Source organism: Bacillus sp. PK3-067 (genome assembly GCF_056738645.1).
The window spans coordinates 1,139,292-1,151,840 of record NZ_CP096490.1; the positions used below are offsets into that span (position 1 = coordinate 1,139,292).

The 12,549-nt window shown below is 36.4% G+C and carries 12 protein-coding genes and 1 other annotated feature; of the genes, 10 read left to right on the forward strand and 2 right to left on the reverse strand.

The features are described 5' to 3' along the window. Nucleotides 1–122 precede the first annotated feature (122 nt). The 7 genes from M1D73_RS05920 to M1D73_RS05950 all read left to right on the forward strand — a co-directional run bounded on the left by M1D73_RS05920 (nucleotide 123) and on the right by M1D73_RS05950 (nucleotide 6,367). A complete protein-coding gene (locus M1D73_RS05920) occupies nucleotides 123–857 on the forward strand; it encodes a lipase family protein (protein ID WP_000028712.1) in 735 nt (244 codons plus the stop codon). Nucleotides 858–886: 29 nt separating this feature from the next. Continuing rightward, nucleotides 887–1,759, forward strand: a complete 873-nt coding sequence (locus M1D73_RS05925) for an NAD-dependent epimerase/dehydratase family protein (RefSeq protein ID WP_002204825.1) — start codon at nucleotides 887–889, stop codon at nucleotides 1,757–1,759. Nucleotides 1,760–1,813: 54 nt separating this feature from the next. Then, on the forward strand, nucleotides 1,814–1,990 hold the full coding sequence (locus M1D73_RS05930; protein ID WP_001986215.1) for a ComZ family protein: 177 nt from the start codon (nucleotides 1,814–1,816) through the stop codon (nucleotides 1,988–1,990). A gap of 389 nt (nucleotides 1,991–2,379) precedes the next feature. Then, nucleotides 2,380–3,312, forward strand: a complete 933-nt coding sequence (gene fabH / locus M1D73_RS05935) for a beta-ketoacyl-ACP synthase III (protein WP_001100547.1) — start codon at nucleotides 2,380–2,382, stop codon at nucleotides 3,310–3,312. Between the two features lie 31 nt (nucleotides 3,313–3,343). Then, nucleotides 3,344–4,582 carry a beta-ketoacyl-ACP synthase II gene (gene fabF, locus M1D73_RS05940; protein WP_000412656.1) on the forward strand — a complete coding sequence of 413 codons (1,239 nt, stop codon included), beginning with the start codon at nucleotides 3,344–3,346 and terminating at the stop codon, nucleotides 4,580–4,582. 106 nt (nucleotides 4,583–4,688) lie between these two features. After that, complete coding sequence (locus M1D73_RS05945; protein ID WP_000513277.1) at nucleotides 4,689–5,477, forward strand: DUF2268 domain-containing putative Zn-dependent protease; 789 nt, start codon at nucleotides 4,689–4,691, stop codon at nucleotides 5,475–5,477. Between the two features lie 143 nt (nucleotides 5,478–5,620). Further along, entirely contained in the window at nucleotides 5,621–6,367 is a 747-nt protein-coding gene (locus tag M1D73_RS05950) for a YjbA family protein (protein WP_050252206.1), read from the forward strand. Between the two features lie 364 nt (nucleotides 6,368–6,731). On the opposite strand, the gene trpS is transcribed toward M1D73_RS05950, so the two are convergent. Next, nucleotides 6,732–7,721: a tryptophan--tRNA ligase gene (trpS, locus tag M1D73_RS05955; protein WP_000110982.1), complete on the reverse strand. Its 990-nt coding sequence runs from the start codon at nucleotides 7,719–7,721 to the stop codon at nucleotides 6,732–6,734. A gap of 76 nt (nucleotides 7,722–7,797) precedes the next feature. Beyond that, nucleotides 7,798–8,014, reverse strand: a binding site (T-box leader). Between the two features lie 105 nt (nucleotides 8,015–8,119). After that, nucleotides 8,120–8,500 carry a DUF3899 domain-containing protein gene (locus M1D73_RS05960; protein ID WP_121868124.1) on the reverse strand — a complete coding sequence of 127 codons (381 nt, stop codon included), beginning with the start codon at nucleotides 8,498–8,500 and terminating at the stop codon, nucleotides 8,120–8,122. 319 nt (nucleotides 8,501–8,819) lie between these two features. Here M1D73_RS05960 and M1D73_RS05965 point away from each other — a divergent pair, with 319 nt between their 5' ends. The 3 genes from M1D73_RS05965 to opp3C all read left to right on the forward strand — a co-directional run bounded on the left by M1D73_RS05965 (nucleotide 8,820) and on the right by opp3C (nucleotide 12,544). After that, on the forward strand, nucleotides 8,820–10,475 hold the full coding sequence (locus M1D73_RS05965) for a peptide ABC transporter substrate-binding protein (protein WP_000727217.1): 1,656 nt from the start codon (nucleotides 8,820–8,822) through the stop codon (nucleotides 10,473–10,475). A 126-nt stretch (nucleotides 10,476–10,601) separates the two neighbouring features. Then, a complete protein-coding gene (gene opp3b, locus M1D73_RS05970; RefSeq protein WP_000534167.1) occupies nucleotides 10,602–11,531 on the forward strand; it encodes an oligopeptide ABC transporter permease in 930 nt (309 codons plus the stop codon). After that, nucleotides 11,528–12,544: an oligopeptide ABC transporter permease gene (gene opp3C / locus M1D73_RS05975; protein ID WP_000974106.1), complete on the forward strand. Its 1,017-nt coding sequence runs from the start codon at nucleotides 11,528–11,530 to the stop codon at nucleotides 12,542–12,544. The genes opp3b and opp3C overlap by 4 nt, the downstream gene beginning before the upstream one ends. Nucleotides 12,545–12,549: the final 5 nt, after the last annotated feature.

Genomic DNA, 12,549 nt, shown 5'->3' on the forward strand with positions numbered 1-12,549 from the left:
TGTAACACAATTGAAAAAAGAATATAGAAAAATATTTGTAGATTTTTCAACGCAAATTTGCATTCCGTTCATACATTATAAAAGAGTGGTTTTATATGTTTAGAAAATAAGGCGGGGGAAAAATGAGTATTACGGAACGTTTTTTTTACTTAGAAAAAGAACCATGTGTCATTTATTTACCGGAGAAGCCAAATGGATTTTCTGTTATGCTCCTCGGTGATTATAACTACTTTATTGAGAATGGTACAAGTTTATGGACACAGCATGCGGGTAGATCTTATTTTTTACATGGCCTTATTGAGCAAGGCTACACAGTCTTTTCTTCTAATTTATACGGAAGACATTGGGGAAACGACCAATCTGTTCGTCTAGCGAAACGTTTATATGACGTTGTGTTGAGAAAAGAGACATTGAATGCGAAAATGCATATTATGGCAGATGGTATGGGAGCACTTGTAGCACTCGAAATGATGAACAAATACCCTGAGTGTATACGCTCTGTCATTATGTTAAATCCGTGTTTAGATTTACCAGAATATGTGGAGTTTGAGAAAGAGCATAAGTTTTTTTACAAGAGACTCGTGAAGGAATTAAGTTTGGCGTATGATGCCAAAGAAGAAGAATTAGAATCAAAAATAAATAAGAAATCATTTACGCTTCTTCCATCTTGTGTACCTGTTAAAATTTTCGTATCAACACAAGAAAAAAGAGGAAGAAAACAGCAGTTGCGTAGATATGAGAAAATGAGGCAACTAAATCAATGTGATACTTCTGTCTTGTTCCATCTGCAAGATGTGAAATATAAAATGGTTAGGCAAACGACCGATTTCTTTAAAAAATATGAAGAAGAATTATGAAGCTCCCATATACATAAATGAGGAGCTATTTGTTTCAGAGGGAAAGGGTTGGTGGTATGGAACGCGTGCTAATTGTAGGTGCACTTACGTTTGTAGGTTATCACCTTGTAAATAAAATGATTGCAGAAGAAGTGGAAGTATATGGTCTTGATTTTGATGAATTCGATAGTATGACGAAAATTAATGAAGAGAAGTTATTATTAATTGGGCGAAATGCATTATTTACGTATTATTCGATAAGAGATGAAGATGGATGGAGATCGGTTGAGGAAGAGAGATTCGATACTGTTTACTTTTGCTTATATGAGCCAAATCAGCAAAGTGGATTTCGGAATGAAAGAGTCATATTACAATATTTAAAGCGAATTATAAGAATGTGTGAAGAACAAAAAGTGAAGTTAAATTTAATTTCTTCTATTGAAGTAGGCAGTACAGATGAATCCGAAAATAAGCGACTATTTTTGAAAGTAGAAGAAGGATTGAAAAAAGGGAATTTACAATATAGTGTATTTCGAGTTCCAACATTATATGGACCGTGGCAACCGTCCTTTATGATGTTTCATCAGCTTATTTTATCAGAATTAGGTGAAAAAGAGTGCCGTTGTACGATTGAGGAAAAGGGGAATGATTTACTTTACGTTGAAGATGTATGTGAATACTTATGGGAAAATGGAACGAACGGGGCGCATCTTGGTATATACAATTTACTTAGTGGTAAACAGTCATTATGGGAAAAAGGTATGAATCTTTTACGCGCGGATGATAAAGTAAATAAAAATAATAACGAAGTAAGAGATGAGGCTATCAAGGTAATTTCAATAAAAAGAAATACTCCGTTAGAATACGGTTTAAATAAGCAACTGGCACACATGAAAAAATATAAAGAGTTATACGAAGGGTAGTACGCGTGTTACACTATTGTATGTGAAAGTTTTAATGGAGAGGAAGAGCATAATATGAACGAAAAAAGCATGCAGTTTTTACAAATCGCAATGAAGCATTTACCGGAAGCAAAGGCAATTTTAGATGATAATGGAATTGCACTTGATATGGAGAAGGCACAGCCGGTGTTAGAGTTGTTAATGAAAGTTATGAACGAGGCCTATGAGCTCGGGAAAGCAGATAAAGAATAAAAAGAATAAAAAGCATCTTTTTAAGATGGAAGAGAGGCCCGAACCGTGGATAGAAGCGGTCAGGGCCTTTTTTATTCTCGCCTGGGGGAAAACCAGAGATATGAAGAGGATAAAGGAAAAGTAGTGAGGAGAACTCTCTAGTTTAGAAGGAAAGCAGATAAAGAATAAAAAAGCATCTTTTTAGATGAAAGAGAGGATCGAACTGTAAATAGAAGCGGTTTGAGTCTTTTTATATTTGAGAGGTATGTTTCTGTTTCTTTTAATGAAAAATAACGTGAATAATGCGTTAGCTTTCTGTTTTATGCGAAATATATTCTAGACAAAAATACATTTATGTTTTAAAATTAGTACCAAGTCATAATAATTGATATAAAACGGAGGGCTGCGATGTGAACGTGGGCATTTTAGGGATCGGAAGATATGTGCCAGAAAAAGTAGTCACAAATCACGATTTAGAGAAAATAATGGAAACATCCGATGAATGGATTCGTACGAGAACGGGAATTGCAGAAAGACGCATTGCCGATGATACAATAGATACTTCATATATGGCCGTAGAGGCTTCTAAAAAAGCACTTGAAGATGCAGGAATTAGCGGAGAGGATATCGATCTTATTTTAGTAGCAACAGTAACACCAGATCGTGCTTTTCCAGCAGTTGCTTGTGTAATTCAAGAAGCAATAGGAGCGAAACATGCAGCCGCAATGGATTTAAGTGCAGCATGTGCTGGTTTTATGTACGGAATGATTACAGCGCAGCAATTTATTCAAACAGGAACGTATAAAAATGTATTAGTAGTTGGTAGTGATAAACTATCTAAAATTGTAGACTGGAACGATCGAAATACAGCAGTACTATTTGGAGACGGAGCCGGTGCTGTCGTAATGGGAGCTGTTTCAGAAGGTAAAGGCGTTCTATCTTTTGAATTAGGAGCAGACGGAAGTGGCGGCAAGCACCTTTATCAAGACGAGTATGTTATGATGAATGGCAGAGAAGTGTTTAAATTTGCCGTTCGTCAACTTGGTGATTCTTGTCTTCGCGTTTTAGATAAAGCTGGTCTTACGAAAGAAGATGTGGATTTCTTAGTACCGCATCAAGCAAACATTCGTATTATGGAATCTGCAAGAGAGAGGTTAAATTTACCACAAGAAAAAATGAGTATGACGATTGAGAAGTTCGGTAATACATCAGCTTCTTCAATTCCGATTGCAATGGTAGAGGAATTGCAAAACGGACGTATTCAAGACGGTGATTTAATTATACTTGTTGGTTTTGGCGGCGGATTAACATGGGGAGCAGTCGCTCTTCGTTGGGGTAAATAAGGACTGAGAGAAAAAAAGGAGTGTATTTTGTATGGAAAAAAAGAGGGTCGTAATTACAGGACTAGGAGCTGTTACACCGGTCGGAACAGATGTTGAAACAGCGTGGGAAAACATTAAAAAGGGTGTATCTGGAATCGGGCGACTTACAAGAATTGATCCAGAACTATTTCCAGCAAAAGTAGCAGCGGAAATTAACGACTTTGAAGTCGAGAAATATATTGATAAAAAAGAAGCGCGCCGTATGGATCGCTTTACACAATATGCAGTAGCAGCAGCGAAAATGGCAGTTGCAGATGCAAAGCTTGAAATTACAGAAGAAAACGGACCTCGAATTGGTGTATGGATTGGATCTGGTATTGGCGGTATGGAAACATACGAAGAACAATTTAAGATTTTTACTGAGAAAGGCCCACGCCGCGTGAGCCCATTCTTCGTGCCGATGATGATTCCAGATATGGCAGCAGGTCAAGTATCAATCGCAACAGGAGCAAAAGGAATTAACACTTGTTCTGTAACGGCTTGTGCATCTGGTGCAAACTCAATTGGTGATGCATTTAAAGCAATTCAGCGTGGTGATGCTGATGCAATGATTACAGGCGGAGCAGAAGCACCGCTAACAAGTATGGCATTCGCAGGATTTAGCTCAGCGAAAGCATTAACATTTAATGAAGACCCAGCAACGGCTTGCCGTCCATTTGATAAAAACCGTAGCGGTTTCGTAATGGGTGAAGGTTCAGGTATTCTAATTCTTGAAGAATTAGAGCACGCATTAGCACGCGGTGCTCACATTTACGCGGAAATTGCTGGTTATGGTGCAACTGGAGATGCGTTCCATATTACAATGCCTGCTCCTGGTGGGGAAGGCGGAGTGCGTGCAATGCGTCAAGCTTTAGCTGATGCAGGCCTACAGCCAGAAGATATTGATTACATTAATGCGCACGGTACAAGTACTGATGCGAATGAAAAATATGAAACGATGGCAATTAAAGAAACTTTCGGCGAGCACGCGTATAAAGTAGCGATTAGCTCAACGAAATCAATGACAGGTCACTTATTAGGAGCAGCTGGTGCTGTTGAAGCGATTTTCTCTATTAAATCAATTACAGACGGAGTAATTCCTCCAACAATTAACTATGAGACACCAGATCCAGAATGTGACTTAGATTACGTACCAAATCAAGCGAGACACCAAGAAGTAAATGCAGTATTAAGTAACTCATTAGGATTCGGTGGTCATAACGCAGTGTTAGTATTTAAATCGTATAAATAATCGATGAAATAAGGAGTTTTTTCGCAATAGATTGCGAAAAAACTCCTTATTTATTTTTACGCCTTTTTCTCCTGTAGCATATACATAAGAAAAAGGAGGGATAAAGATGGGGATTGTTGAAACAGCTGAATGGCTACATTTATATTATGGACGGCCAGAAAAACTTTGTGAGAAATTTACGAAGTATATTCCGTTGCCAAAAGAAAGGTTGTATCGCTTTTTAATTTCAAAAGGGATGTATCGCCCGATCATGCGCGGAGAAAAGGAAATTAAAGAATTAGAGGAAAAGGAAATTTGGAAAGAATTGAGCCTGGAGTATGATAAACTGAAAAATTGGTTAAAAGGTCCAGATGTCCCTGTCTTTATTTTATTATCAGATTCCTATAATCGAACTGTACAAGAAGAGTATAACGGTAGGGCTGGATTATCTATGCGTCATGTTATTTTCTTATTCGTATGTGGGCGGAATTCGGTAGAAGAATTAAAAGTGTTATTGGCGCATGAATATCATCACATATGCAGGTTACATCAAATTGAGACGAAAGAAACAGAATATACATTACTTGATACGATGATTATGGAAGGGCTAGCGGAACAAGCAGTAACAGAAAGGTATACAGAAAAAAACAATGCACCGTGGACGGCGTATCTTTCAAAAGAAGAGGCTGTTTATTATTGGAAAAATGTTGTACATGAAAGAATAAGTATAAAACGAGGAACAAGGGAACATGACATCTTATTAAATGGCTTTCACTCTTATCCGAAGATGCTTGGCTATGCGCTTGGATTTCATATTGTCAAAGATTGTGTAACTTTGGAAGGAGAAGATACACTTTCTTTATTATCTATAGATGCAAAAGAAATATTGAATAAAGCAAATACATTTCATATATAAAAAAACAGGAATTCTATTTCCTGTTTTTTTAGTATTAATAGAAGAAAAAATAATAATTAGAATATATTTCCTCAAGTGGAATAAAGTTAAGCAAAAATGAACATAATGATTGGTACAAACAGTAGTGAAGTGAGGGGTAGTGAATGTTATATCTACATGATGTATGGGTAAATTGGTTTGAAGGTGAAGAGAATGGGTATAACGTTTGTCATTTTTACGAATGGCGGAAAGATGATACGATTGAGCTATTAGATCAAGTGCCATTATTAAAAGTAGATGCCACATTATATCATTACATCGAGAACGAATTGTTAGAGCTTCCGCAAAAAATGCTGGAAGACGTACATCATAAGGCTTATATTCGTAAAAATCATGAACGTTTGCAGCAAGAGTATTGCTTTGTTGTTACAGATGGGAAAGGCATTATTGCCATTGACACAATTGGTTACAATGTACCAATTCGCAAAAGTAGACTTATACCACGCCAAGAGCAGATGGTATATGAGATGGTAGAAAACGTACAAGCAGAAAAGTATGAGTTCCAAGTAGAAGAAACAGAAAAAGAACATCATATTTTATCACCATCGCCTTTCATTATGAATGGCTTGACTCGTAAAGAAAGACAGCTAAAACAATTATTATTTATGGCGTTAGATCAATTACATACAACGAAAAACACAGCAGAAATTCGCTATTGGTTCACAGAGTGGGATCCATCAGCATATGGAATGGTTCAACATATGGAATTTGAAGATATTTGGGCTAAGCTGTATGATGAAGCGAAAGCTGGCTGGTCTGATAAGCACGAACAATTATGCGAGCGTCTCGTAAAAGGACAGCCATTTTTTGAAAAGTTATGGGAAATGGAAAATGAGCAAAAGGTAAATTAAAAAACCGCCAATTGGCGGTTTTTTAATTTTGTAGAAATCTAGTTCCAGCGGCAAGAATGTTCGGTGGCTTCGCGCCTCCCTGCGAGGCAAAAAGCGCCTCTACGTCAGGAGCTCCATCCCCCTCACATTCTAAACGAGCTCTTCGCGTCTAAGAACCTTCCCCACAAGAAGGTAAAAAGCACCTTCTGTGGGAAAGAACCTTAGCCGTCAGGGCTAAGCAGTCGCCTCCGCTTTTTGTAGAAATCCAGCTCCGGCAGCGAGCTCTTCGTGTCTAAGAACCTTCCGCATAAGAAGACAAAAAGCGTCTTCTATGCGAAAGAACCTTATCCAGTCAGAGCTGAACGAGCTGCCTCCGCTTTATATGTTACCTACGTTTTCTGCTTAGTCCCATTGCGTTTTCTACTTTGCGTAGTTGTTTGAATGCAACGCGGTTTGCTTTTTCTGCACCTTTGTCTAGGATTTCGTCTAGTTCTGGTGAGTTGATTAGTTCGTTATATTTGTCTTGGATTGGACGAATAGCTTCTACGACTACTTGCGCTAGGTCGCCTTTGAAGTCGCCGTATCCTTTTCCTTCGTACATTGCTTCGATTTCTTCAACTGTTTTTCCAGAGAATGAAGAGTAGATTGTTAATAAATTAGAGATACCAGGTTTGTTTTCCTTATCAAATTTCACAATACCTTCAGAGTCAGTTACAGCACTCTTAATTTTCTTTTCAATTGTTTTTGGCTCATCAAGCATACTAATCATTGATTTTGGATTCGGATCAGATTTACTCATTTTTTTCGTAGGCTCTGTTAATGACATAACGCGAGCTCCTACTTTTGGAATGCGAATTTCAGGCATTGTGAAGATTTCGCGGTAACGTTTGTTGAAACGCTCTGCTAAGTCACGTGTTAATTCGATATGTTGCTTTTGGTCATCACCAACCGGCACGATTTCAGTGTTGTAAAGTAAAATATCAGCAGCCATTAATGGTGGATACGTAAGTAATCCAGCTGGAACTGAATCTCTACCAGAAGCTTTATCTTTATATTGCGTCATACGTTCTAATTCTCCAACGTAAGCAACAGATTGCATGATCCATCCTAGTTGAGCGTGTGCTGGTACTTCTGATTGTACAAATAAAGTAGCTTTTTCAGGATCGATGCCGCATGCTACATAAAGTGCAGCAAGACTGCGGATGTTTTTACGAAGCCCGACGGGATCTTGAGGTACTGTAATCGCATGTTGGTTTACAATACAGAAATAACAGTCGTGTTCATTTTGAAGCTCTGTAAACTGCTTCATTGCTCCTAAATAGTTTCCAAGTGTAATCGTTCCACTTGGTTGAATACCAGAAAAGATAACTGACATAAGTAATTCCTCCTAAAATAGAATGCGTGATGTGGGGAAGAGAAGGCAAACAAAAAAGCCCATTCATCCCAAAAACTATAGGGACGAATGGACCGTGGTACCACCCTAATTATTTCACTACTGTGAAATCTCTCTAATCCATAATAACGTTTGGATATAACGCCAAAGCCTACTACTTTCGGTTCGGTTTGGTGCTCAAAAGCCCATTCCATACTGTACAATTACTTGTTCACACCAACCACAAGCTCTCTGAAATTGCCTCAATATGTACTCTTCTTTATCATCGCATACATATAAATTTATTTATTGTTACTTGAGCTCTTTTAATATGAAAGAACTAAAGTTTTATAACAAAATGTTTTGCTGATTATTATATCATATGGGATAGTGTTTGCAAACTACATCAAAATAGTAAAGCTAATGAGGGTCGAGAACAACCCAAGGAAGATACCTGTAATACAAATTGGATATGTCCATTTGAATGAATATGTTTTATAAATACGTTCTTTCTTATCTGTAGGTTCCTCGACTTCTTCAATTAAAGAGTCAATCTTTTTGTTCGTACCAAATACTCTTTGGAATGCGTAAAGGGTTACATTGAAAAAACCATTTTGAAATATGTATAAAAAACCGCCGATAAGAATAAAAAACAGTGCAATATAAAACAAAATGTTGACAAAGTTCAACAAAAATTGAGATGAAATGAGGAATGCACCAATACTAGAAGCAATCATCGCTATAAAAATTAGTATACAAGTATGAAAAAAAACTTTATTCAAAATATTCCCCTCCGTCAAAATATTACTAGAATTATTATACTATAAAAGCTATAATAAGTACTAGGATTAATTTTTTGAAAATTATACGCAATTAAAGGTCTGATTTTAAGATGATGGTAGCAATGTTAATGTATCCCTTTACGAAAAATTAAAAATATAAATATTTTATTAAAAATTTTAACAAAAAAACAAAAAACTATATTCACAATTGTTATATTATATGTATAATGAAAATTGTAGAAACTTGGAGATTATTCTTTCAATTCTACTTTTTAACAAGTGAGGGTACAGGAAGTGCAATTAGGGGAGGCAACACAACATGAAGAAAAAGATACCGTTATTACTTGCATCAACTTTAACTGCAAGTATGTTGCTTAGCGCGTGTAGCTACCAAAAAGATGACGCAAAAGCAAAAGGGAAAGAGAACGCTACGAGTAGTAGTAACGGAAAACAGATTCTTAATTTAACAGAGTTATCTGAAATTCCGTCAATGGATGCATCATTGGCATCTGATTCTTCATCTTCTACAGCATTAAATAATACGATGGAAGGTTTATATCGTATTGGCAAAGATCAAAAGAGAATGCCTGGAGTTGCAGAAGATGTCGAAAAGCTAGATGATGGGAAGAAATACATATTTAAATTAAGAAAAGATGCGAAATGGTCGAATGGGGAACCTGTAACAGCTAAAGATTTTGTGTATTCATGGAAAAGAGCAGTAAATCCAGATACAAAAGCAACGTATTCGTACATTATGTTCGATATTAAAAATGCAGAGAAAATTCATAAAAAAGAATTACCTGCTGACCAATTAGGTGTAAAAGCGATTGATGATTATACATTAGAAGTAGAATTAGACAATCCCGTTCCTTACTTTATCGATTTAACAGTTTATCCAGTATTTTACCCACTAAATGAAAACTTTGTAAAAGCACAAGGGGATAAATTTGGTTTAGAGGCAAATACAACATTATATAACGGTCCATTCGTTATGAGTGATTGGAAACATGAACAAAGTTTCCAATTCAAGAAGAATCCTTCATATTGGGATAATAAAACGGTTAAAATCGAAGAAATCAACTTTAATATTGTAAAAAATACAGCAACTGATGTAAATTTATATGAGACAAACGCGATTGATCGAGCGGCTTTAACGTCTGAATTTGTTGATAAGTTTAGAAAAAGCCCAGAGTTCCAAACAAGAAAAGAAGCAGGGGTTGCTTACTTAAGATTTAATCAAAGTAATCAGTACTTAAGTAATAAAAACTTAAGAAAAGCAATTTCAATGTCCTTTGACCGTGATAACATTGCAAAAGTTATTTTAAATAACGGTGCAATTGGAGCTTACGGATTTGTTGGAAAAGATTTCGCTGAAGGTCCGAATAAAAAAGATTTCCGAGCTGAAAATGGAAAGCTAGTTGAAACAAATCCAAAAGAAGCGAAAAAGCTTTGGGAAACAGCGAAGAAAGAGCTTGGAACTGATAAAATCGAACTAGAATTCTTAAACTTTGATAATGAAGATGCTAAAAAAGTTGGGGAATTCTTAAAAGGTGAGATGGAAAAGAACTTACCAGGTTTATCAATTAAAATTAAACAGCAACCATTCGCACAAAAAAATAAATTAGAAGATTCTCAGCAATATGATATTGCGTTTGGTATTTGGGGACCAGATTTCCCAGATCCAATCTCATATTTAGATATGTTTGTTACGAATGGTTCTCAAAATAAAACAGGGTATTCTAATCAGAAATATGATGAGTTAATCCTAAAAGCTAAAACAGATACAAAAGATTTACAAGCTCGCTGGGACAACCTTTTAGAAGTAGAGAAGATGTTAATTAAAGAGGATGCAGTTATCACTCCAATCTTCCAAAAAGGTTCAGCGTATGTAGTAAAAGGTGCCGTAAAAGATATTATCCCAATTAACTATGGTGGTAAATTAACTTACAAATGGGCATCTGTTGAACAAAAATAATCTTTTTTTCCATCGTTTACAAGGGTATATGCCTATGATGGGCATATGCTCTTATTTTAAAAAAATAAAAGTAAGAATATTTTAAACTATCTTATTGCTTTTGAGAAAAACGGGGAGGTGCTTGATATGGGACGTTATGTATTAAAACGTTTCGTGTACATGGCTTTGACATTATTTTTAATTACTACACTGACTTTCTTTTTGATGAAATTACTTCCGGGTTCTCCGCTTAAAAACCAGGAGAAGCTATCACCGGCACAAAAAGAAATCATTCTTGAAAAATACGGATTGAATGATCCGGTACCAGTTCAATACGCACGTTACTTAGGTAACCTAGCAAAAGGTGATTTAGGGGTATCATTCCAATATGATAACCGCCCAGTAACAGACATGATTGTGGATCGTATTGGACCATCAGCCCAATTAGGTTTACAAGCGATTATATTAGGAACATTTATCGGTTTAATTTTAGGTATTGTTGCCGCACTTCGTAATAATACGTGGGTAGATTATAGTGCAACAGTTATTTCGGTACTCGGAATGTCGGTACCATCATTCGTATTCGCCGCATTACTGCAATATTTCGTAGGGGTAAAACTTGGCTGGTTCCCAGTAGCATTCTGGAAAGGACCAGAGTTTACTGTAATGCCTACAATTGCATTATCGATGGGAGTTATCGCAACAATCGCACGTTTCTCTCGTGCAGAATTAATTGAAGTTATGCAAGCCGATTACATTTTAACAGCGAAAGCGAAAGGAATTAGCCAAGGCGTTATTATTGTCAAACATGCACTTCGTAATGCGTTAATTCCAGTTGTAACAATTTTAGGACCAATGGTTGCGGCATTAATTACAGGAACACTTGTTATCGAGCAAATTTATGCTGTACCAGGACTTGGGGAACAATTCGTTAAATCGATTACTTTAAATGACTATACAGTTATTATGGGAACTACGATTTTCTATAGTGCAATCTTCATTTTAGTTATTTTCATTGTCGATATTTTATACGGAATTATTGATCCTCGTATTCGTTTAGCGGGAGGGAAAAAATGATGAAAGATGTACAAAAATTATCTCCAGATTTATTTCAACAAGCCAATCAAAATAATGTTGATAATGAAGTCATTGCCCGTCCAAGCCTAACGTTTTGGCAAGATGTAAGAAGACGTTTATTCCAACATAAAGGTGCGATGCTTGGCCTTGTATTATTAGTTATCATTGCACTATTAGCGATTTTTGGACCGATGGTAAGTAAACACTCGTATAAAGAGCAAGATTTAGGTCGAGCGAAATTACCACCAAAAATTCCAGTTATTGAAAATGTTCATTGGTTACCATTTGACGGTACAGATCAATATGGTGTTGACCAATATGAAAAACGTGATATTAAAGAGTACTTCTGGTTTGGTACAGATGATCTTGGCCGTGACTTATGGACAAGAACATGGGAAGGTACACGCGTATCATTATATATCGCTCTTTTAGCAGCAGCAATTGACTTAGTAATTGGGGTTGCATACGGAGGTATTTCAGCATTCTACGGCGGTAGAGTAGATAACATTATGCAACGTATTATGGAGATTATTAACGGTATTCCATACTTAATCATCGTTATTTTAATGGTAATCATTATGGGATCTGGTATTTGGTCAATTACACTCGCGATGGCGATTACAGGTTGGATAGGGATGTCGCGTATTGTTCGTGGGCAAATCTTAAAGTTAAAAAACCAAGAATATGTATTAGCATCTCGTACATTAGGTGCAACAAATACACAATTAATTGTGAAACATTTAATTCCAAACGTAATGGGACCTATTATCGTAATGACAATGTTTACAATTCCATCAGCGGTGTTTGGTGAAGCGTTCTTAAGTTTCATCGGTTTAGGAATTCAGCCGCCATTTGCGTCACTAGGTTCTCTTGTAAATGATGGTTATAAATCTATTCAAACGTATCCGCATATGATGTTCATCCCTGCGGTTGTCATCAGTATATTAATTTTAGCGTTTAACTTAATGGCAGACGGATTACGCGACGCGTTAGATCCAAAAATGCGTAAGTAAAAGAG